Here is a 22110-nt window from a genome sequence, read left to right as displayed (position 1 = left end):
TTATATAACAAAATTTTATGCAATATCAGGGAGTACTTACTAAGATGCAGACAGAAATAGGAGATCCTATTCAATACTATTTGATTTTTGAGTCTGATTTTATACAAGTTAATCAATTATTAAATAAAAAAATACAAATAGAATTTGTGGGTTACAAATGTCTTGCTTGTGGCGAGAATAAAAAAATATTTAGACAAGGATATTGTTATGATGATTTCTATAATCAGCCTCAGGTAGGAGATTGGGTTATGAGGCCAGAATTAAGTACTGCACATTTAGGTATAGAAGATAGAGATCTGGATTTTGAAAAAAAGGCTCAACTTCAACCTCATATAGTGTATTTAGCAAATTCTAGTAATGTCAAAGTAGGAGTAACCCGAAAATCTCAAGTGCCTACTAGATGGATAGATCAGGGCGCGCATGAAGCTATAGAGATTGTAGAAGTGCCAAATAGATACTTGGCAGGGATTACAGAAGTAGCATTAAAAGAACAAGTAGCCGATAAAACAAATTGGAGAACAATGCTTAAGAATGAAGTGGTCGATGAAGATTTGATTGCATTTAAAAATAAAATCAAAAATTTTGTTCCTGATGAGGTTAAAGAATATTTTATTGAAAATGGAAAAGAAACACAACTTCATTTTCCTGTACTTCGATATCCGGATAAGTTAAAAAGCTTAAATCTTGAGAAAACACCAGAATTTTCGGGAATTCTTAAGGGAATTAAAGGCCAGTATCTCATTTTTGAAGATAATACGGTCTTTAACGTAAGAAATAACGAAGGGTATGTGGTGAGTTTGACAATTTCTTAACAGGATTGCTGTATAATTACCAGCTCCTCTTTTCCGTGAATTTCACATTTTTCTAGTGTATCTTTTATATCCTCTATAGTTGTTCTAGGATTTATTAAACACATTCTTAGAACAATTTGACCTTGTAATATGGTAGTAACTAATAATGCTTCTCGCGAAGTAACTATTTTATTTGAAATATTCTGATTAATCTGATCTAGCTCTTTTTCTGATAAATGTTGACCTATTGGATTGTATCTGAAGTTAATTATGGCAAGTGTAGCGGGGGATGTAATTTCCCAGTGACTGCTCCTTCTTAAAATATCCTCTGTCTGCTCGGCAAGATCTATGTTGTATTGAATAGCTTTTCTAAAAGAATTTAAGCCAAATGTTTTTAAGGACATATAAAACTTTAAGGCACGAAAACGACGCGTTAATTGAATACCATGATCATAAAAATTAATTTCAGATTCATTTCCTTCTATGTCTCTGAGGTATTCTGGTTTTTCGCTAAAAGTGCTGCTTAACCAATTATGATCCTTAACTAATAGACACCCTATTTCATAAGGTTGATAAAACCATTTATGTGGATCTACAGTTAAAGAATCTGCTCTTTCAATTCCATTTAAAAGAGTCTTTCCTGTATTGGCTAAAATTGCCGCTCCGCCATAAGCACCATCAATATGTAACCATAGATGCTCTCTTTCACATATGGTAGCAATATCGTTTAAAGGATCTACTGTTCCCGTATTTGTAGTTCCGGCAGAGGCAATAATACAAAAAGGCTGCAATCCTTCTAAACGATCTCTGGCAATTGCATTTTTTAATTTGTTTATGGATATTTTAAATTCCATATCAGTTGGAATGATACGAATTTGTTCTTTTTTGAATCCAAGTACTTTGATTGCCTTTATATTTGAAGAATGGGCTTGATCAGAAAGATAAATTATAGCTTTTGAAAAATCATCTCCGCATCGTATTCTTCTTGCGGTAGCTAATGCCGTAAGATTAGCCATCGAGCCTCCGCTGGTGAATATACCTCCTCCTTTTTTGGTAGGAAAACCAAAAACATCCAGCAACCAGTTCATCGTTATTATTTCTAGTTCAGCCGCTGCTGGAGATGCTGCCCAACCTCCCGAAAATATATTAAAGCCAGTAGCAATTGTATCAGCCATTGCACTTATGTAATTACTTGGTCCAGGAACAAACGAATATGATTTTGGATGTGATACTATATTGCTATGCGGAATAATCTGATCCATTACAAAATCTAAAACCTCGTTTGCAGGTGTGGGTTGATCAGGAATCTGTTCTGTCAATAGAGCATCCATCTCCTCTCGTGATGCCATCGTAACTGGTTTTTTTGAATTCTGATTTTCAAAATGTTCTACAATATGATCTATGATTTTATATCCATATTGTTGCATTTCTTCTTTTGACAGCTTTAGTGTAGAATTGAGGTTATCTTTGATCATCTTGTTGCCATTTTTATCGTACAGAATAACAAAAGTAGGATACTTAAATAGAATTTACTTGTATAATCTTTTAAAAAAATGGTATTTTAATAGTAAAGAGAGATTTTATCCAACTAAGAAATTAATGCCTTGAAAAATAGAGAGAGTTACTAATACTATTCCAATGATTTTGGATAGTTTGTTTTTAGAATCCTCGGATTTTTGGGCCATTTTATTTCCCCATCTTCCATAAAAATATAATGTTCCTATTTTACCCAAATATATACCAAAAAAGAAAAGAAAAAGAGATGTTAAAGGGTTTTGACTAGTGAGATCAAAAATATACTTGTCTACTAATGAAATAGCTAAAATCCAATAGATAATTACAGGTGGGTTTAATATAGATAGAGAAAATCCGGTAAGAAATTTGGAGCTGGATATTTTTATTTTCCTGGTATTATTTTTTGTGTTTGTTTTGGTTTTGAAAATTAAAAAATATAATCCGATACTAAAGAAAAGAAAAATAAATACGATTTGGATCCATTGGTTTGCCAGAAAAAAATCTGATAATTCCATACTACAGTGTAAAGCAAAGAGAGCGAGTACTACTTCACCAATTCCTGCAGCCAAAGCTATGTATGATGCGTTTCTGATACTTTCTTTTATAGAAGTATTGATAACGGCTAAATTAACTGCCCCAAGAGGTAAAGCACCTACTATAGCAATAAGAATTCCAAATAGAAGATATAATAGTATCATGGTTGATTAGTAGTTGCAAATATAATAATCTTACATATTTTGTTTTATAAAAAAATAGAAGCGACAATTGTCGCTTCTATATCTACCCTTAGTAAAAATGATAATTTGAATACATTACTAATTTATTTTTAAAAATTTCCGTCGACTCCGATTCTTATTTTTTTTATGATTTCTTCATAATATAAAATCGTCGATATAATTTTTTCGGTATCAGCGTATGGAATTAATTCTTCGACCATTGTGTCTATTGTTTCCAGATTATCACGTATCGATTCTGTAGTGTTTTTTAGAACTTTAAGGTGCCTTGAATCTTCTTTAATACCAATATCACCTAATCGAACACCGGCTTCATTGGTGAGTGATAAGAATGGTAGTATCGTCATGATTTCTTTTACTCGATCTTGATACAAATTAATTAGTTCTCCTTTTTTTAATGATTGAAGATCGCTTATGGTATGAAATTTATTGATTTGATCTCTTTGGGTAAAAAATACAGCTGGGTTCGCTTGTTGCCCAAAAGTTATACTTGTTGTTATAAATAAAATAAAGCTTGTTAAAATTTTTGACATAGTGTATACTAAATTATAGTGTTGAATTGACCCTATTATATAAATCAGTTCACATTTTTTATTGCATTACCATATAATTGTTTAAAGACTGCTTCAGTTTAAATTTTGGAGATATTGAATTATTCGGATCACTAAATAGGTTAGCAACTTCGACAAAGCTTTTTGTAAACCTATTATATTTTAAAATATCTAAAGTGTTGTTAATTGTTTTGTTGCTCGAGTCTACGCCTTCGCCATGAATATTAAAAAAGCTATTATCCATCATAAATGCTTTTTGCATTACCGCTAATGATGTAAATGATTTATCAAATTTTACAACATCAGAGAAACCAGATATCTTAGAGTTGTGAATATACGTTAGAGCAGAGTTTGATGCAAAAATAGCTGCGCTTGTATGTTGATAGTTAGTTTTGTCAGATAGATTTACCAGCGTTGCATTGCTAATAGTAACATCTGTTACAGTATTTGGTCTTATGTAACCAAGTTCTTTATTATAACCATCTACTTCTATGGCATAAGATCCTTGAGGGCTATTAATGTATGGGTGACGTACTGCGATGATACTGCTTAATGTTCCTTTAAACCCTTCTGAGATATGATAATCATTCTTTTGGGCTTTAAGAGATATTAGGTTTCTTATACTGTTTTTTCCTCCATGAATGTTATATGAATCTTGACCTGAATAGCTAACCATGATATCTTCTATGATTGATGTGGTGCCAATACCATAAAGTGATAATCCACTTGTGCCTTTTTTTCTCTTAGCTGTATTACCAGAGAATTCAATTCTTAAATACCTTAAAATTGTAGTTTCCTCGTCTGGCATATTTCCTCCATATACAGAATACTGAGGATTGAAATTCCCCTCGATTATACCATTTCCAGAAACAGTATTTACTTTTCCAGATCCAGCAATAGTTATACCACCCCAATCTCCACTGTTTCTTGATTTAGATGCTTTACTAGATGTAAATACAATAGGATACGCTTTTGATCCAATTGCGATTAATTTAGCCCCTTTAGAGACAATAAGATTTGCAGGATTCTCATAATCACAACGGATTATAGTTCCTTCTTGTATTGTTAATGATGCACCTGGAGTAACATATACATCTCCAGACATTAAGTAAACGCTATCATTTGTTAAATAAGTATGATTAGAAATAACGTTAGGTAATTTCTCATCGGCTTCTGGATAGTCTACTTTGTTAGGAGCAAAGCTTGTCCAGCCTTTAGTCCATCCATCGTTATTCTCGCTAAAATCTTGTGCTGTGGTTAAAAAAGGAAATAATAGTAATACAAAAGCTGTTAAAAGAAAACATCTTTTTTTCATAATAGGTTATTTTGGGGTTAAACTTTTGGAAGAAATTTCTTTCTCTCAATTTTTCGGAATACTAAGATATGGGAGTTTGGATCAAAGTTGGTTACGTGTTTACCGTAAACTTTGTACGTTGGTCGTTATTTTAACTTAAATTAGTAAAATATTATGAGTAAAATTCCTACTAGATAAATATTTATTGATCTTAATATCAGTAAATTAGGTTGTTTAGGTGTTTTTGTTGTAAATGCTGAAAGTAATTTGTAAATGTTAAAGGTTTTTGACAAAAAAGGGGTCTTTTCCCCTCATTTTGAACCTTTTTATGCTCAATTATCTTCTTTGAAAAGGTGTTTAATCGTTAAAAAAACGAGTATTTTTAACACTAATTATTCAAAAATTATCTTAAAATGGTGTTTTTTGTGATAAAAATGTAACTTTTTAAGACTCTTTATTTGAGGTGTACTTATAAAAAAACAGCACTTATCGGCGCTGTTTTTTTATGAGTACATAAAAGTTGTACATGTCTTACGGTTTAGTTGTTTCCATTTGGTCCTAAACGCATTTTTTTTATCATCTCTTCAAAATATAGAATTGACCAAATTATATCACTTGTATCCGAATATGGAACAAGTTTTTTGACCGTGTTTTCTGTATATTCAAAGGCTCTACGAGCTATCTCGATATTTTTTTCAACCACTTTGATATTCTCAGAGCTTTCTTCAATACCAAGATCACTTAGTGTTGTTCCTGCGGTATTAGTAAGGGATAGATACGGTATTGCAATAAATATTTCTTTAGTTCTTTCTAAATACAGCTGAATTAAAGCTCCCTTATTAAGTTCTTGTAATTCGTCAATAGTATGAAACCTTGTGACTAATTTATCAGGAGTGTACAAGACTGATCTTTGATTTTTTGTTTGGGCATTTATTGAAGTAATGCTTAGTAATAGTAATACTATAGTAGTTAGTTTTTTCATGTTAGTAGTATTATAATCAGGTAAGTTGTTTATTCTAGTTGTTAGATTTTTTAAAAATGATATACGTTTATTGAATTACCATATAGTTATTTAATGAATTCTTTAATGTGAATTTTGGATTGCCTTTATCAAAAGGATCTTCAAACAATTCTTCAGGATTTTGAAAAGTCTTAGTAAAACGATTGTACTTAAGTAAATAAAAAGTAGCGTTTGCTATTTTATTTTCAGTATAGACACCTTCTTTATGAACATTTAAAAAGCTATTATCCATTTTAAATGCATGGTCAACCATTTTTAGAGTAGAAAAAGTTTTATCTAATCGAACTACATCAGAAAAGCCAGAAATAGTCGAATCATTAATATAAAGTTCAGCAAGATTGTTAACCGATATAGCAGCTCTAGAATGGCTATAATTCATTTGATCAGTCAATGATATTAAAGTTGCTCCCGTTATATCTACGGTGGTTAACTTTTTTGTATTCTTAAATCCAACTTTATTGTCATAACCATCAATTTCGACGGCGTAAGAACCATTATCACTCGTAATGTATGGATGTCTAATAGCAAGAATGTTTATTAATTCTGATGTATGGCCTTGAGTAAAATCAAAATCGTCATCACTCGATTTAAGGGATATTAGATTTTTAGAAACAGATTCACCGCCAGTCCATTGAAAAGAATCGTCAGCAGAATAGCTAATCATTATATTTTCCATTATAGATTTCTTTCCTAATGCATATAATGAAAGTCCGTTTGTTGATTTGCCTGCGTATTCGATTCTTACAAATCTTAACACTGTTGTTTCTTCATTTTCATTTGTTCCTCCATAAGAAGTGTAAAGGGGATCAAATTTTCCTTTGATTACTCCTTCTCCTTCTGTGCTGTAAGCATTTCCTGAACCTATAATTGTAATACCTCCCCAATCACCATGACTTCTTGAATTAGGAGACTTGTTAGATGTAAAGACAATAGGATAAGCCTTACTGCCATTAGCAATAAGTTTAGCTCCTCTGGTTACAATCAGATTAGCAGAATTCTCAACATCACCTCTTAATACGGTACCTTCTTGTATTGTAAGGGTAGCATTATTAGTTACATAAATATCACCCGACATAAGATATACCAGATCGCTTCTTAAAAAAGTATCTTCGGATATTATATTTGGTAATACTTTATCGTAATCTTCATAGTCGGTTTTATTTGGTTCGAAATTAGTCCATCCTCTTAACCATTTCATACTAAAAATATCATTTTGAGAAAATCCATTGAAGGAAATGGCTAAAAGTAATAATCCGGTAATTATGTATATTTTTTTCATGATTTAATCTTTTGGTGATAGTTTTAAAAGAAATCTTCACTGACTTTTCTTTGTAAACATCAATTCAAATTTTACAATTCGTAGTTTGTAAACTTGTTTATGTTGTCGATATTAAAAGGCTAAGATTACAAGATTAAATAGGTATTAACATTTTTTTGTGTTAACTCAAGCTTAGAAAAATACATTAAAACGTATGTTTTAGAACAAAAAAAATCAGCGGTACGAGCTGACTTTTTTATTCATTTTTCTTTTTAAAGTTAAAAATTTCCGTTGGCGCCTATCCTAATTTTTTTGATTACTTCTTCATAATATAGTATAGTCCAGATAATTTTTTCAGTATCGGCATACGGAATAAAATCAGAAATCAAAACTTTGGTGTTTTCAAAAGTTTTTAGAGTACTTTCTCGGTGTTTATTGAGTGTTTTTAAATGATCAGAATTTTCTTTGATTCCTATATCAGATAGTTTAACATTAGGTTCATTGGTCAAGGCTAAAAAAGGTAAAATCGTTACAATCTCATTAACACGGGCTGTATATAGTCTGATGAGCTCTCCTTTTTTTAAATTTTCTAGTTCATCTATAGTGTGAAATTTACCTATCATGGCTTTTTGATCAAAAAAAACATTTTTGTTTGTTTGAGTATAACTAAGGTTTATGATAAAACAGGTGAGGAAAATAGTATGAAGTAGTTTCATTGTGGCAATAGTTTTAAGTGTGGATACTCAAATTTACTGCATCACAATATAATTTTCAGATTCTTTTGATGTAAATTTTAGATTTTTTTTAGTTCTACGAACTTGTAAATGCATCATTAACAATCCTTAACTAATTTATATTGAGTTAAGGATTGCAGTTAGATATCAAATATTCTATTCTCTAATTCTTTGTTTTTGTAGAATCTTTCTTCTTTTTCTTTTTAAGAAAACCTCCTAAAATATTTTTGGCAGTGCTTTCTAATGTTTCTTTAGTATTGTTAGCATTTGTTTTAGAAGAATCTGTTGATTTTTTTGAACCTCCCAATAAATTGGTTAATGCTTCTTGACCTTTACCTATTAATTCGCCTTTAACCTTTTGTTTTTGTTTATCGACTATTTGTTGTGTTAGTTGTTTTACAGCATCACCGGTATTAAGGTTGATTTTTGGGTTTTTGAAATTACCAGAAATGCCTATAGGTAGTCCAACAGTCATTGCATCTGCTTCTTTTGCGTCAAGTTGAGAAATCAAACTTCCTACTTCACTACCTAAATATTTAGCAGGAATATCAAGTTTAATATTATAATTTATATTCTGATCAAAATTATGATCACCACCAGCAGTAATTTTTATGCCTTCAACATCAAATTCGAAAGGTTTTACATTAATTTTTCCGTCATCAAAACTTAGTTTTGTTTTGATATCTTTTAGATTTAATTGGTCTAATTCTAAAAAATTAAGCTGATTATCCAGGTTAGAAAGGAATGGGGTTTTTGTGGTCGATACTTGTGCATTAAGAATCTCTGCAAGCGCCTTCCCTTTCAATGATGTTAAGATCGGAATGAGATTTTCATTAAGGCTACCATTTAAGTTTATTTTTGTAGTGAGATCACCGGTTAATGCTCTTGCAATCGGAGCCAGGCCTTTTATCAGCTCTAAATTGTTGAAAGATTGTACAATATCAATCTTGCTTAAATCTAAAGCCATATCAAAAGTCGGAACTTTTGATTTGGTCGATACGTTACCATTAAGTGCCATACCTCCGTCAAAAATATTAGAAGTTATATTGTCCAGATATGCAGTTTCATCCTTTATTCTTACTGTACCTTTTGTATTTTTAAGTTCCAGATTGTCATAAAAAACAGTTTGGGTATCAAAATTTAAAGTAGCATCCAGAAAAGAAGGAATTCTCATAGTGTCATCCTCATTACCTTTAGTACTTGTTACTTCTTCTCCTTCTTCTGATTCTTGTTCGTTGACCATAAAATCATCTACAGCGAATACCTTGGAGTTTACATCAAAGTTTCCTTTTAAGTCTTGTTCTGCAAATAAAAATCCCATAAGATTATTGATCGTACCAGTGGCGGCCAGATCTGATCTACCTGTAGTCGCTTCCATTTTATCAAGTGAAATGGTTTCTGGATTAAAACTTACGTTGGCATTTTCAATTTTTATTTCATTAGGGACATCAGGCGAAGCGTATGTAAATTGAGAAATGCTGGCAGTTCCTGAGCTTTTTATGTTTTGATATTGTTCTTTTTCTAAAGATTGCATATCAAACTTGGTTTTGATATCAGCTTTTACAATCCCATTTAGCTCTTGTTCTAATTGTAGAGGATATGCCTGATTTATATTAGCAAGATTTAATGTACCCTTTAGCATCATGTCAACAATCATATTTTTGGTAAGATTGCGTAAACTTCCTCTGGCTGCAAATGAATCCTGGTCTATTTTAAACGTTAGGTTGCCAATTTTTATATAAGTGTCATCAACCAGGCCAGTTTCATTTATAATTTGGGTATCTATATTAATGTTTTTTACTCCTTTGGGTAAATCGGGATATTTAAAAGAAGCATTATTTGAAGCTATTTTGATATCCATTTTTGGAATATAAGTATCATCAGATTTCCCTTTAATTATGCCATTAATTGAGAAATCACCACTTGTTTGTACACCATCTAGATTTTTGGCGTAAGTTTCAGGAATCACAGCAAGAAAATTCTTAAAATCTGAAGAAGGAGTTTTAAAACTAAGGTCCACTTCGGTATATTTTTCGAATAATTGAACAAACCCGGCAAATTCTAAAGGTAATCGATTAATTTCTGCCTTATTTTCTTTAAAAGAATAGCGTTGGTTTTTAAGATCCAGCTCTATTTGTGCATCAAGTTTTAGCTTATTTTTATTTAGATATTTTGAGTTATCTAGACTAAAAGAGGCTTCAGATGAAGTTTGGGTGTCAAGAATTATTGTTGAACCAGATACAGAGCCATCACCACTATGATTAAGTCCGGTCATTTCTAAAATGGTTTTACTTACATCATCTTTAAATAAAATTTTGCTTTCATTGATTTCATAATGATCCAAAGCAAAAGTAAAAGAATTACCTTCTTCTTCTATTGGTGTTTCTTCAACGGTATCATCTTTTTTGGTAATATCTACATTAGAATTCCCTAAAGAATCTGTTTTAATGGCAATGAGCGCTTCATCAATAATGATTTTTTGTACACTAATAGATTCTGAAGCATCTTTAAATAATTCATTTATCGACATATCCAAAGCAATTCTTTTTGAATATGCAAGTGTATCTCCTTCAAAAGGAGCGTAATTAATAATAGAAAATTCATCAATTACAACAGACGCCTGAGGAAAACTACGGATAAGACTAAGGTCTAAACTAGCAAAATCTACTTTTGCATTTACATGTTCGTTTACAAGATATCGTACTTTGTCCTGTATCGTTCCTTTAAATAAAAATGGAATAGAAATAACGGCTATAATGAGAAGTAGTATAAGGATACCAAGAACTTTTAGGGCTTTTTTCATCGGTTTAAATTTATTATTTTTCGAAGATCAGATTTGTACTGATGTATAATCGATATAAAATGATCCCTTTAATGAGATCAGCTCATATCGTGATGACATAACTTTTATATAAAATAACGATTTACAAAGATACTATGTTACGTATTTTAAGTTAACTATTTGTTAGATTTTAAATTTCCATATCCAATTCGCCTCCTTGTTGCAGTTTAAATCGTCTTCTAATTATATATACAGCTACATATAAAACAGGCGTATCTAGTGCAGCAACAAGTACTTTGAATAAGAATCCATTAAGTAATAAAACTCCAAAACGATCCCATTCTATGATGCCAAAAGAACATAGTAATAGTAACACGGTTAAAGTATCTATAAGTTGTGAAGAAAAAGTAGAAAAATTATTTCGAAGCCAAAGATGTCTTCCTTTAGTTAAGCGTTTCCAGAAATGAAAAACCTGAATGTCTATATATTGTGCAAAAAGATAAGCCATCATTGAAGCAAATACAGCAATTACAGTGGCTCCAAAAACCTGGTTAAATATATCATCATTTATTGGTGACCAAGCTGTGGCGGGAACATATGATGAAGCAGATACAATAAGTAGCGAAAAGAAAGAAGCAAAGATTCCTGCTGTTACTATCTGATTTGCCTTTTTTTTACCAAATATTTCGCTTATGATATCAGTAATTAGAAAAGTAATAGGATAGGGTAGAATACCCACAGAAATTTCAAAAGTATACATCCCAAAAAAATCCCAATAAAAGAATTTTTGAAAAATAAGATTAGAGACTACCAATGATGAGATAAAAAGTGCTCCCAGAATAAGGTATATTCGATAAGCTATACGTTTGTCTTTTAAATCCAGAAGAGTTTCGTTCAAAATAAAATAATAGTTAATAATAGTTCACGCAAAAATAAGGTGAAGTGGTTTTGTTTTGCTTAATTTGCTCTTAAAAATAAGGAGTTCTTACCAGAATATAAATATCCAGCCTTGAAAACACCTCATCAAATACATATTTCGTTAGGAAGTAATATAGGAAATCGTCTAAGTTTTCTTCATAATGCAGTACATGAAATTTATAAACGCATTGGAGACGTGACTTCTATTTCTAGTGTGTATCAAACACCAGCCTGGGGGTTTAATAGCGATGACTTTTATAATGCATGTATATGTATTCACACAATTTTTCCATCAGAAAAAGTATTAAATTTTCTTTTGGAAATTGAAAATGATTTAGGTCGAAATAGGACGGAAGGTAATGGTTATGAAGCTAGGACAATTGATCTGGATATTATTTTTTCTTCCGAAGGAAATCTATCAACTGCAGCATTAAAAGTTCCCCATCCGGCAATGCAAGATCGAAAATTTGTTTTAGAGCCATTAGCAGAAATTGCAGGAAATATAATGCATCCAACTCTGAAGAAAACAGTAGAGCAGTTATTGAGAGAAACTTCTGATGACTCGCAAGTAACATTAGTACAGGATAAAATAATAAACCCAAAGGATAGATATGCTTTGTCAAGATTTCAATACCTAACAATTGAAGGAAATATTGGAGCAGGTAAAACAAGTTTGGCACAATTAATAGCAAGAGAATTTAATGCAAAATTAATTCTGGAACGTTTTGCTGATAATCCTTTTTTACCAAAGTTTTATGAAGATATGGAGCGATACGCTTTTCCTTTGGAGATGTCTTTTCTAGCAGATCGTTACCAACGTTTACAGGATGATATTGCTCAGTTTGATTTATTTAAAGATTTTGTAGTAAGCGATTATGATGTTTTTAAATCTTTAATTTTTGCTAAGGTGACGTTACAGTCAGAAGAATTTAAGTTATATAAAAAGGTGTTTGATTTAATGTATAGAAACCTTGCAAAACCAGGTTTGTATGTGTACTTATACCAAAATACCGAACGTCTTTTGGAAAACATAAAAAAAAGGGGTAGAGATTATGAGCAAAAAATCCCTCCAGAATATCTTGATAAGATCAATAAGGGATATTTACAGTTTATAAAATCACAACCAGAATTTAATGTAAGGGTAGTGGATGTTTCAGAACGCGATTTTGTGGCAAATCGATCTGATTATATTTCCATTCTCGACGAGATTTCTAAATAATTTTATGTTAACGATTATAAATCCTGGGCAATTTTTTGGACTTCATCCAGAACTCGAAGCAAGTTACCACTCCAAAGTTTTTCGATTTGCTCTTCAGTGTATCCTCGTTTTACCAGTTCCAGGGTTACATTAAAGGTTTCAGAGGCATCACTCCATCCTTCAATTCCACCGCCACCATCAAAGTCAGAGCTAATCCCCACATGATCAATTCCGATTTTGTTTACCATGTAATCAATATGATTTACAAAATCCACAACATCTACAGCAGGAGGGAGATCATTCATATTTTTTATTTTACCTCTTCGTATAGCCGCCATTTTCCCCAAGAAATCATAATATTCTTCTTTCTCTTCTGTAGTTAAAACCATGACTTCTTCTCGTTCTAGTCATTTTACATTCATAGAATCCGCAATTTGCTTAGCGATCTGAACTTCTATCTTATTTCTTTTTTCAAATTTTTCTGTATTTAGATATGAAGTAAAAGCTACAGTTTGCACTACACCTCCGTTTTCTTTTAACCATTGCAGTTGTTCATCATCCAGATTTCTGCTATGATTGCATAAAGCTCTCGCAGAAGAATGCGATGCTATTATCGGTGCTTTAGAAAGTTCAATGATCTGTCGCATAGATTCTTTAGAAGGATGAGAGACATCGATCATAATTCCTTCTTTATTCATTTCGACAATTACTTCTTTACCTAATTCACTTACTCCATTATGTAACCAAATACCATCTGCTTCACCAGTATTAGAATCACAAAGTTGACTGTGACCATTATGAGAAAGTGACATATATCTGGCACCGAGATCATAAAACTTCTTTACATTTTTAATGTCTGTGCCAATAGGATACCCATTTTCGACCCCTATCATTGCTACCTTTTTACCATCTTTATGAATTCGTCGTACATCATCAGAAGTAAGTGCTAGTTCAATTTGGTCTGGAGCAATTTCTTTGGTTAATTTATGTATCGCTTCAAATTTAGACATTGCAACCTCATATGCTTTCTCATAACCAATGGTAGTAAGAGAATCCTGACCAGTATACACAATGAACCAGGCGACATCTAGTCCTCCTTTTGTCATTTTTGGCAGTGTTATTTGAGAACTAAGGTTCTGAGTATAGTTTATAGAATCTGTAAAATTTTTAATATTGATATCGCAATGCGTGTCTAATGTAATGACATTATTGTGAATTTTTTTTGCTTTGACTATGAGTTGATCTTCGGTTGGTTTTTCTGTCATGGTAGTTTCTTGTTTACAGGAAACAAAAAGAGAAATAAAAATGATAAATAATGAAATGTGTCTCATGTTGAGTGCTATTGTCGTTGAAAATCAGTTAACTATAAACATACGAAACAAATTTTAGATCATCATTTCTGAAACTAAAACTGCCCGAAAAGGGATTTCGGACAATTTAAAAATTGTTGATTGGATGAGTATTCATTTTTCTTTATAAAGCACTCTTGTTTTTCAAAGAAATGATTGGTTGACGACTTTTTTTGAACCCTTTAAAAAGTAAATGTAAAAGATTAAATCATGAGTTTTAGCAAGGGATTTTTATTTAAATTTTATTGAATATATCCCAAATTACAACTCCAGCACTTACAGAAATATTTAAGGAGTGTTTGCTTCCATATTGAGGAATTTCAATTACATCATCGCTTTCTGAAACCACATCTTGTTGCACACCTTTTACTTCATTTCCAAAGATAACCGCATATTTTTGATTGGGTTGTGGGATAAAGTCATTTAGTAGAATTGCATTTTCTGCTTGTTCTATCGAAAGGATTTTTATGTTTTCTAATTTTAAATCTTCAACTAATTTCAATGTGTCTTCATGGTGTTCCCAATCCACTGTTTCTGTTGCTCCCAGAGCCGTTTTTTGAATATCTTTATGAGGTGGAGTTGCAGTAATACCACAGAGGTATATTTTTTCGATTAAAAAAGCATCTGCAGTTCTAAAAACAGATCCGATATTATTCAAACTCCTGATATTATCTAAAATAATAAGTAATGGTGTTTTTGTAGATGCTTTAAATTCTGCTATTGTTTTGCGATCGAGTTCGTTATTTTTTAATTTTCTATTATTTTTCATTGCTGCAAAAATATCATTTATTCACAGAAGAGAAAAAGAACGAGGAGAAGTGTTTTGTGTCCAATGGGAGAAATTTAAACCACTGTAACATCAAAAATTGATCAAATATACAATTAGCTTCATCGAATATAAATTGATGATTCTCTATTTGATGGTTTGCTATTTATCTTTAGGGTGTTCAAATAAGATATTTGTAATGAAAACGACTTTTATTTTTAAAGATCACGAGAATGACTAATTGTAGATTGGTTTTTAGAGCATTATTTCTTGTAAATATAGTTATCATGCTTTGTCAATGTAAAGAAAATGATACTAAAGCTAATACCAAAGAAAATAATGACCTTGAAACTTCTGAAAAAGACATAAATATTCCTTCTAAAAAGACATGGATGGGGAGGTATCATCTTGATTTGGAAGATATACCTCATATGGGGGAAGCTAATAGTGTTTATTTGACTTTTGATGTCAATGAAACCAGGTCTAGTCTAACGGTTCGAGTCAATGATGAAAAACCAGTTAAGTACTTTGGCGAAATAATAAAAAAAAACTAATGATACTCTAGTTTTACAAGTTGTTGAAGACGGAGAAGATATTGACTATTATATCTGCCAATATGAGCCAGGTTATTATCAGGTTAGTGGTTCTGAGATTTATATGATAAACCCTCCTAATGATCAGTATGATTTGGTTAAAAGCAAAACATATAAGGATCAAGGAGATTTAGGTATTTCATTGTTGTATGAAGGATATGTAAATTCTGAAAATGGATTGAATATTAGAAATGAACCAAGTCTAAAAAGTGATAAAATAGGAACAATTCCCTATGAAGCAAGTGTAAAAGTATTAAGAAGAACTAATAATTTTGAAAACCTAAACTTAGGCAATGGACGTATTGCCCATGGACAATGGGTTTATATTTCTTTCTTTTCTTCAATAACTAATAAAGAAGTTAAAGGCTATATCTATGATTATTTTATTAATTACAGTGTAGATAGCTCAATACTCTATGATTCTTTGGATCAGGCTAAAAAATCGTTTAGTTTGGATAAGCAATGTGTTATGGATAATGCTTCTAGTAATTTTATCTATAGTATGCAAGCGTTAGTGTATAATGAAGAGGGTCGTCCGTCCAAAGTAAGAATAGAAATTCAAGGAATTACGGATGAGAATAGTATTTTTCAACGTTTGGATTATTTTCCTTCGCTTTGGTATTCTTATGGAGAAGTGTCTTGTGATGTTAGAAATTATTTTGAAGTCAGTAGTGATAATAGATCTATAGAGATTGGAGCGTATGGATATTTTATTATTTGGGATTTTAATATGGATGGTTTAGAAGATTTTGCAGTTTTACATGATGTGGGAGGAAGTGCAGGGTCTATTTATGATTTTTTCTTGCAACAAGAAAATGGTACTTTCTTAAGAGAGGATTCATTTCCTTTTCAACTCTCTTTTTTTCCAACTTCTATTGATTTTGAAAATCAAACGATTACCGAAATGCATCCTATTGGTTGTTGTAAAATAAGTACCATAACCTATAAGAAAATAGCAAAGGATGAGTGGGAATTAGTAACATCTACAGTTGAAGAATTATAGGGTGTATGCTTTTGCCAAAAAATCTAAAAACTAGAGATGAACCCTATTAATAATAGTAAGTATCAAATATAAAATCATTTTTTAATATTGGGTGAGTTGGTGTACTGTTTTGGGATACTTAAATAAAATAAACTAATGAAGAGAATAATAGTAGCAATGATTTTTTTTATTGTACTTGGTGCAATAGCACAAGAGGATAAAATGTTTCACTCTTTAAAAAAGGCTTTGCGACATCCTAATAACGTGTATAGATTAGATTTATCGGGTAAAAACCTTAAGGTTCTTCCTGTAACGATAGGGCAATTAACGAATCTAAAAACCCTTAGCCTCAAGGATAATCAATTAACAAGCCTTCCTTTAGAAATAGGACAATTAATCAATTTAGAAACTCTTAATATTAGAGGGAATCAATTAACGAGTCTTCCTGAAGAAATAGGGCAATTAACCCAATTAAAATCGCTTTATCTTTTAGAAAATGAATTAACAAGCCTTCCTGTAAATATAGAGAAGTTAGTTAATTTGAGAAACCTTCATCTTAAAGAAAATCGATTAACAAATTTTCCAATAGCAATATGTAAATTAACTCGTTTGGAAGTGCTCGATCTTGATGATAATCAACTGATAAACATTCCGGTAGAGATTAGTCAACTAATCAATTTAGAAACGCTTTACCTTAAAGGAAATCAATTAACAAATATCCCCGAAGATATAGGAGAGTTAACTAGTTTGAAAAGCTTTAATCTCAGGAAAAATCAATTAACTAATCTTCCTATGACGATAGGTAAGTTAATTCATTTAGAGTCACTTTACCTTAGTGAAAATCAATTAACAAGCCTTCCTTCAGAAATAGTGAATTTGGTTAATTTAGGTTTTCTTACTGTTACAGAAAATCAATTAACAAATCTTCCTGAAGGAGTAGGGAAATTAACGAATTTAAGTAGTCTTCATCTTAGAGGAAATCAATTGACTAATTTTCCTTCAGAAATAGAACAATTAACGAATTTGAAAGCACTTGATCTCAGCAAAAACCAATTAACGAGTATTTCTACAGGAATAGGGGAATTAACAGTTTTGAGACATCTTAATCTTAGAGGAAATCAACTAACAAGTCTTCCAGGAACAATAGGACGATTAACTAATTTGAAAAGATTTTTTATAGAAAATAACCAACTAATACATCTTCCTAATTCTATAGAAAAGTTAACCAATTTGGAAAAGTTTTTACTTCAAGGAAATACGTTTTCAGAAGAAGAAAAAAGTAAAATTAAAAAGCTTGTTCATAAAGCAAACTTCAATTAATAGTAGTGTTTAAATCCATAAATCATTACGTATATAAAACCATACTCTACGAATATTGATAGGTGTTTTAATGAAATTAACCTTCACTTTACATTTGTCAAAAAATAGTAGAAATGAAACAATTCAAATTTTTAATACTCATAGCATTAGCATTAGTAAGTATAACAGTAAGTGCTCAGGAAAAAGAGAAGCCACGTCCAGAATTTAAAGAAATATATTTTGTGAATCGTTATAATGAAAGAGTTACAGAATTAAGAGTAGAGGACGAATTTATGTATATGGTGGTAGAAACAGCTAACGCTATAGGAGAAAAAGTCACACTAAGTTTGGATGAGGAAGATGGAGATTTTATTTATAAAGGAAAATATGTTTCTGCAAATGATGATATTAAGTTGAAAATCAGAAAAAATATCCAAAAAATAAAGTTTATAATCTATAACTCCGTTCTTAAAAAACATAGAAAACTTAAAGAAAAAGCAAACGCAAAGAAAAAGGAATAATTTTTTTCTGAGTATCAGATCGTAATTTGTTTTTTGACCAGACAAAGGAAGTGTAAGAAATTTAGCAATAAAAACCATATTATAAGTAGGGTAAGGATTTATTTTTTATTCTAAAACATACAAAAACTATTTGCTTAGAAAATTGTGAATAAAATTGAATAACTCCTAATGTGGATATTTCAAAAAAAATAGAAGAATAGCTACTTTAGCGGTATTCATAAATACTATTCTTTTGGCAGCAAAAAACGATAAAAAAGTTACTCCGTTAATGAAGCAATATAATGCAATAAAGGCGAAATACCCTGATGCATTGTTACTGTTTAGAGTAGGAGATTTTTATGAAACTTTTGGTAAAGATGCGATCAAAGCAGCAGCGATTCTTAATATTGTTTTAACCAAAAGGGGTAATGGTAGTGAGCAGGAAACAGCATTAGCTGGGTTTCCTCACCACTCTTTAAACACTTATTTGCCTAAATTGGTAAAAGCTGGAGAACGCGTTGCTATTTGTGATCAATTAGAAGATCCTAAGCAAACCAAAACCATTGTTAAGCGTGGAGTGACCGAGTTAGTTACTCCGGGAGTTGCTCTTAATGATGAGGTGTTACAAAGTAAAACCAATAATTTTTTATGCGCATTACATTATGGTAAAAGAGAATTAGGAGTTGCTTTTTTAGATGTTTCTACTGGTGAATTTCTAACGGCGCAGGGTGATGCTTCTCATATGGATAAGTTAATGCAAAACTTTAGGCCAAGTGAGGTTTTGATTAGTAAACCAAAAAAGAAAGATTTTGAAGAGGATTTTGGAAACGATTTTCATACGTTTTTTTTAGAAGATTGGGTTTTCAAACCAGACTATGCAGATGAAACTTTAAATAACCATTTCGAAACCAAAACTCTAAAAGGCTTTGGTGTAGATCATTTACAAGAAGGTGTCATTGCAGCAGGGGTAATTCTTCATTATTTAGGTGAAACGCAACATCATAAATTACAGCACATAACGGCAATCCAGCGTATTGTAGAGGATCAATATATCTGGATGGATCGATTTACTATTCGTAATCTAGAATTGTATAATCCAAATGCGATCAATGCAGTAACCCTTCTAGATGTTATTGATAAGACGATTTCGCCAATGGGAGGACGTACACTAAAACGTTGGTTAGCGTTACCACTTAGTCAAATTACTGCAATTCAAAAGCGTCATGAGGTTGTTCAATTTTTTCTAGACAATTCAGCTTTACATCAAAAAATTCAGCATCAAATTAAGCAGATTGGTGATATTGAGCGATTGATTTCTAAAGTAGCTACCGGAAAAGTGAATCCGAGAGAGGTAATTCAACTTAAAAACTCTTTGGAAGCTATTGTTCCCATAAAATCTCAGGCGTCTCATAGTGAAAATGAAGCGCTAAAAATTATAGGAGATACACTTAATGATTGCGAATTGTTAAGGGATAAGATCAAAGAGACATTAAATGAAGAAGCTCCTGTAAATGTGTTGAAAGGAAATACTATTGCCGATGGATATTTGGATGAGCTAGATGAATTGAGGTTAATTGCTTACTCTGGAAAAGACTATCTGGATAAAATGTTGGAGCGCGAAACAGAAAGCACAGGGATTACATCTTTGAAAATCGCATCCAATAACGTCTTTGGGTATTATATAGAAGTAAGAAATACGCATAAGGATAAAGTACCCGAGAATTGGATACGTAAACAAACATTGGTAAACGCAGAGCGATATATCACAGAAGAACTTAAAGAATATGAAGCCAAAATTCTTGGGGCAGAAGAAAAGATTCTAGCGTTAGAACAGCAACTATTTGGTGAACTGGTCGTTTGGATGCATGAGTATATCAAACCAGTACAACTTAATGCAACTTTGATAGGTCAATTGGATTGTTTGTGCTCTTTTGCTCAATTGGCTCAGGAAAATCAATATGTAAGACCACTAATGGATGAATCTTATGATTTAGAAATTAAAAATGGGCGTCATCCGGTTATAGAAAAACAACTTCCTCCTGGAGAACAGTATATTGCAAATGACGTATTGCTAGATAGAGATCATCAACAGATCATCATGATCACAGGGCCAAATATGAGTGGTAAGTCTGCGATCTTAAGACAAACTGCTTTGATTGTATTGTTAGCACAGATGGGATGTTTTGTCCCAGCAGAAGAAGCTAGAATAGGAGTAGTAGATAAAATATTTACAAGAGTAGGAGCCAGTGATAATATCTCTATGGGAGAATCTACTTTTATGGTAGAAATGAATGAAACTGCAAGTATTCTTAATAATATATCAGATCGTAGTTTAGTATTATTAGATGAAATAGGTAGAGGGACCAGTACTTATGACGGAATTTCTATTGCATGGGCAATTAGTGAGTTTCTTCATGAATATCCAGCCAGACCAAAAACTTTGTTTGCTACACATTATCACGAATTGAATGAGATGTGTGAGACATTTGACCGTATTAAAAATTATAATGTATCCGTAAAGGAGCTTAAAGATAATGTACTTTTCTTACGTAAACTAGTTCCTGGGGGGAGTGAACATAGTTTTGGGATTCACGTAGCAAAAATGGCAGGAATGCCGCAGCAAGTGTTGCATAGAGCAAATAAGATGCTTAAAAAGCTTGAGAAATCCCACAGTAGTGAAGAATTAACAGATAAGATTAAAGGATTGCAGGAAGAAGATGAATTACAATTAAGTTTCTTTAATCTTGACGATCCATTATTAGAAGAAATTAAGGAAGAAATTCTGGATATTGACATAGATACGTTAACTCCGGTAGAAGCATTAATGAAACTTAATGAGATTAAACGTATGTTAACCAGGAAGAAAGCATCGCAAGTGTAAATTTTTTTATTCTTTTTTGCGAAAAGACTTTGGTATTACTAGAAATGTTTTAAATTTGCATCCGCAATAACGATTGCGAAGTTCTTAAAAAACTGCGAAAGTAGCTCAGGGGTAGAGCATCACCTTGCCAAGGTGAGGGTCGCGGGTTCAAATCCCGTCTTTCGCTCTGAGACAATATATACCATGCTGAAGTGGTGGAATTGGTAGACACGTTGGACTTAAAATCCAATGGCCTGTAAGGCCGTGCGGGTTCAAGTCCCGCCTTCAGTACAGACTGGGAGGTAATTGAAAAATTGCCTCCCTTTTCATTTTCAAAATCTTTAAACCCCTTGCTATACTTGCACAAAAGCTTTATTGGGTCGCTAAATGGTAGGGTTCGGAATTTATTTTCATCGAAAATTAACTTATTTGAGAAGTATGAACCGAGTAGTTTAGTTTTTACGTCAATAGAAGCGTCTTTGTAGATTTTGTCTAAATTAGTTAATAGGGTTAACCCAAAAGATATGTACTCCTTCATGTTTTCATCTACCGCGTAATTAGTTTTTTCTTGTTCAGTTTCTTTGATTTCAGTATTCATCTTGGTTAATAATGCTTCATAGTGTTCATCTTTTATTTTTCCCAAAGCATACTTTTCTACAACCATCAGTTGATTTTCTTTTAAAGTAGATAACTTCTTATCTATTGCTTCAATGATCATTTTTGTATTCTGTATTGTATTCTCATATTCATCTTTAAGAATGACCTCAAATAGATCGCAAAATTCTTGTGGAGGTTTTGCTTTAGATAGACCACGTAGTAATTCTTTGTGAATTATGTTGGAGATTCCTATGAAATTGACCCGGGTATTCCTGTTTAAATAGAGCATAGCAAAACAGTTCCCAAAAGCGTGTTTATTTCAGTGTTAAAATTACGATTTTTTTCTTTTTCTTCTCATCGACTCTCCT

The 22110-nt window shown here is 31.7% G+C and carries 17 protein-coding genes, 2 tRNA genes and 1 pseudogene; 9 read left to right on the top strand and 11 right to left on the bottom strand.

Features of this window, described 5'->3' with window-relative positions; genetic code table 11:
• Nucleotides 1–17: 17 nt before the first annotated feature.
• Nucleotides 18–812, top strand: a complete 795-nt coding sequence (locus FOF46_RS13205) for a DUF2797 domain-containing protein (protein WP_143916757.1) — start codon at nucleotides 18–20, stop codon at nucleotides 810–812.
• Here the strand turns inward: FOF46_RS13205 and FOF46_RS13200 are convergent.
• From FOF46_RS13200 to FOF46_RS13160, 9 genes are all read right to left on the bottom strand, one after another.
• Nucleotides 809–2266 carry a pyridoxal phosphate-dependent decarboxylase family protein gene (locus tag FOF46_RS13200; protein WP_143916756.1) on the bottom strand — a complete coding sequence of 486 codons (1458 nt, stop codon included), beginning with the start codon at nucleotides 2264–2266 and terminating at the stop codon, nucleotides 809–811. The genes FOF46_RS13205 and FOF46_RS13200 overlap by 4 nt on opposite strands.
• A 105-nt stretch (nucleotides 2267–2371) precedes the next feature.
• Nucleotides 2372–3004, bottom strand: coding sequence for a LysE family transporter (locus FOF46_RS13195; RefSeq protein ID WP_143916755.1), 633 nt, complete (start codon nucleotides 3002–3004; stop codon nucleotides 2372–2374).
• Nucleotides 3005–3132: 128 nt separating this feature from the next.
• Nucleotides 3133–3573 (bottom strand): hypothetical protein, encoded by a 441-nt coding sequence (locus FOF46_RS13190; protein ID WP_109435545.1) that lies wholly within the window; start codon nucleotides 3571–3573, stop codon nucleotides 3133–3135.
• Nucleotides 3574–3631: 58 nt separating this feature from the next.
• A complete protein-coding gene (locus tag FOF46_RS13185) occupies nucleotides 3632–4906 on the bottom strand; it encodes a hypothetical protein (RefSeq protein WP_109435544.1) in 1275 nt (424 codons plus the stop codon).
• Nucleotides 4907–5423: 517 nt separating this feature from the next.
• Nucleotides 5424–5867 carry a hypothetical protein gene (locus tag FOF46_RS13180; RefSeq protein WP_109435543.1) on the bottom strand — a complete coding sequence of 148 codons (444 nt, stop codon included), beginning with the start codon at nucleotides 5865–5867 and terminating at the stop codon, nucleotides 5424–5426.
• Between the two features lie 67 nt (nucleotides 5868–5934).
• Nucleotides 5935–7185, bottom strand: a complete 1251-nt coding sequence (locus tag FOF46_RS13175) for a hypothetical protein (RefSeq protein ID WP_109435542.1) — start codon at nucleotides 7183–7185, stop codon at nucleotides 5935–5937.
• A 257-nt stretch (nucleotides 7186–7442) separates the two neighbouring features.
• Entirely contained in the window at nucleotides 7443–7880 is a 438-nt protein-coding gene (locus tag FOF46_RS13170; RefSeq protein WP_143916754.1) for a hypothetical protein, read from the bottom strand.
• 181 nt (nucleotides 7881–8061) lie between these two features.
• Nucleotides 8062–10701 (bottom strand): AsmA-like C-terminal region-containing protein, encoded by a 2640-nt coding sequence (locus FOF46_RS13165; protein ID WP_143916753.1) that lies wholly within the window; start codon nucleotides 10699–10701, stop codon nucleotides 8062–8064.
• A 169-nt stretch (nucleotides 10702–10870) separates the two neighbouring features.
• Nucleotides 10871–11578 carry a queuosine precursor transporter gene (locus FOF46_RS13160; protein WP_244299611.1) on the bottom strand — a complete coding sequence of 236 codons (708 nt, stop codon included), beginning with the start codon at nucleotides 11576–11578 and terminating at the stop codon, nucleotides 10871–10873.
• A gap of 111 nt (nucleotides 11579–11689) precedes the next feature.
• Here FOF46_RS13160 and folK point away from each other — a divergent pair, with 111 nt between their 5' ends.
• Nucleotides 11690–12817, top strand: coding sequence for a 2-amino-4-hydroxy-6-hydroxymethyldihydropteridine diphosphokinase (folK, locus tag FOF46_RS13155; protein ID WP_143916752.1), 1128 nt, complete (start codon nucleotides 11690–11692; stop codon nucleotides 12815–12817).
• Between the two features lie 14 nt (nucleotides 12818–12831).
• Here the strand turns inward: folK and FOF46_RS13150 are convergent.
• Both FOF46_RS13150 and FOF46_RS13145 read right to left on the bottom strand, forming a co-directional pair.
• Nucleotides 12832–14127, bottom strand: a pseudogene (locus tag FOF46_RS13150) (dipeptidase).
• Between the two features lie 253 nt (nucleotides 14128–14380).
• Nucleotides 14381–14914 carry an RNA methyltransferase gene (locus tag FOF46_RS13145; protein ID WP_143916751.1) on the bottom strand — a complete coding sequence of 178 codons (534 nt, stop codon included), beginning with the start codon at nucleotides 14912–14914 and terminating at the stop codon, nucleotides 14381–14383.
• 230 nt (nucleotides 14915–15144) lie between these two features.
• On the opposite strand from FOF46_RS13145, the gene FOF46_RS13140 reads away from it, so the two are divergent.
• From FOF46_RS13140 to FOF46_RS13110, 7 genes are all read left to right on the top strand, one after another.
• A complete protein-coding gene (locus FOF46_RS13140; RefSeq protein WP_143916750.1) occupies nucleotides 15145–15465 on the top strand; it encodes a hypothetical protein in 321 nt (106 codons plus the stop codon).
• Between the two features lie 103 nt (nucleotides 15466–15568).
• Complete coding sequence (locus FOF46_RS13135) at nucleotides 15569–16507, top strand: XAC2610-related protein (RefSeq protein ID WP_143916749.1); 939 nt, start codon at nucleotides 15569–15571, stop codon at nucleotides 16505–16507.
• A gap of 135 nt (nucleotides 16508–16642) precedes the next feature.
• Entirely contained in the window at nucleotides 16643–17806 is a 1164-nt protein-coding gene (locus FOF46_RS13130) for a leucine-rich repeat domain-containing protein (protein WP_143916748.1), read from the top strand.
• 113 nt (nucleotides 17807–17919) lie between these two features.
• Nucleotides 17920–18306: a hypothetical protein gene (locus FOF46_RS13125; protein WP_143916747.1), complete on the top strand. Its 387-nt coding sequence runs from the start codon at nucleotides 17920–17922 to the stop codon at nucleotides 18304–18306.
• 268 nt (nucleotides 18307–18574) lie between these two features.
• The gene (gene mutS, locus FOF46_RS13120) at nucleotides 18575–21166 is read left to right on the top strand and encodes a DNA mismatch repair protein MutS (protein WP_143916781.1); all 2592 of its coding nucleotides are present in this window, start codon (nucleotides 18575–18577) and stop codon (nucleotides 21164–21166) included.
• Between the two features lie 94 nt (nucleotides 21167–21260).
• A tRNA-Gly gene (locus FOF46_RS13115) sits at nucleotides 21261–21332 on the top strand.
• A 19-nt stretch (nucleotides 21333–21351) separates the two neighbouring features.
• A tRNA-Leu gene (locus FOF46_RS13110) sits at nucleotides 21352–21436 on the top strand.
• Nucleotides 21437–22110: the final 674 nt, after the last annotated feature.

This window comes from Aquimarina algiphila, assembly GCF_007489275.1.
Classification (GTDB): domain Bacteria; phylum Bacteroidota; class Bacteroidia; order Flavobacteriales; family Flavobacteriaceae; genus Aquimarina; species Aquimarina algiphila.
This window is presented reverse-complemented; position numbering and strand designations above follow the sequence as displayed.

Excerpts from the sequence above, each read along its gene's own strand:
- FOF46_RS13165 (WP_143916753.1), bottom strand. The coding sequence starts at position 10,701 with ATGAAAAAAGCCCTAAAAGTTCTTGGTATCCTTATACTACTTCTCATT.
- FOF46_RS13130 (WP_143916748.1), top strand. The coding sequence starts at position 16,643 with ATGAAGAGAATAATAGTAGCAATGATTTTTTTTATTGTACTTGGTGCA.
- FOF46_RS13180 (WP_109435543.1), bottom strand. The coding sequence starts at position 5,867 with ATGAAAAAACTAACTACTATAGTATTACTATTACTAAGCATTACTTCA.
- FOF46_RS13125 (WP_143916747.1), top strand. The coding sequence starts at position 17,920 with ATGAAACAATTCAAATTTTTAATACTCATAGCATTAGCATTAGTAAGT.
- FOF46_RS13145 (WP_143916751.1), bottom strand. The coding sequence starts at position 14,914 with ATGAAAAATAATAGAAAATTAAAAAATAACGAACTCGATCGCAAAACA.
- FOF46_RS13185 (WP_109435544.1), bottom strand. The coding sequence starts at position 4,906 with ATGAAAAAAAGATGTTTTCTTTTAACAGCTTTTGTATTACTATTATTT.
- FOF46_RS13170 (WP_143916754.1), bottom strand. The coding sequence starts at position 7,880 with ATGAAACTACTTCATACTATTTTCCTCACCTGTTTTATCATAAACCTT.
- FOF46_RS13140 (WP_143916750.1), top strand. The coding sequence starts at position 15,145 with ATGACTAATTGTAGATTGGTTTTTAGAGCATTATTTCTTGTAAATATA.
- FOF46_RS13195 (WP_143916755.1), bottom strand. The coding sequence starts at position 3,004 with ATGATACTATTATATCTTCTATTTGGAATTCTTATTGCTATAGTAGGT.
- FOF46_RS13205 (WP_143916757.1), top strand. The coding sequence starts at position 18 with ATGCAATATCAGGGAGTACTTACTAAGATGCAGACAGAAATAGGAGAT.
- FOF46_RS13175 (WP_109435542.1), bottom strand. The coding sequence starts at position 7,185 with ATGAAAAAAATATACATAATTACCGGATTATTACTTTTAGCCATTTCC.
- FOF46_RS13200 (WP_143916756.1), bottom strand. The coding sequence starts at position 2,266 with ATGATCAAAGATAACCTCAATTCTACACTAAAGCTGTCAAAAGAAGAA.
- FOF46_RS13190 (WP_109435545.1), bottom strand. The coding sequence starts at position 3,573 with ATGTCAAAAATTTTAACAAGCTTTATTTTATTTATAACAACAAGTATA.
- FOF46_RS13135 (WP_143916749.1), top strand. The coding sequence starts at position 15,569 with ATGATAAACCCTCCTAATGATCAGTATGATTTGGTTAAAAGCAAAACA.
- mutS (WP_143916781.1), top strand. The coding sequence starts at position 18,575 with ATGAAGCAATATAATGCAATAAAGGCGAAATACCCTGATGCATTGTTA.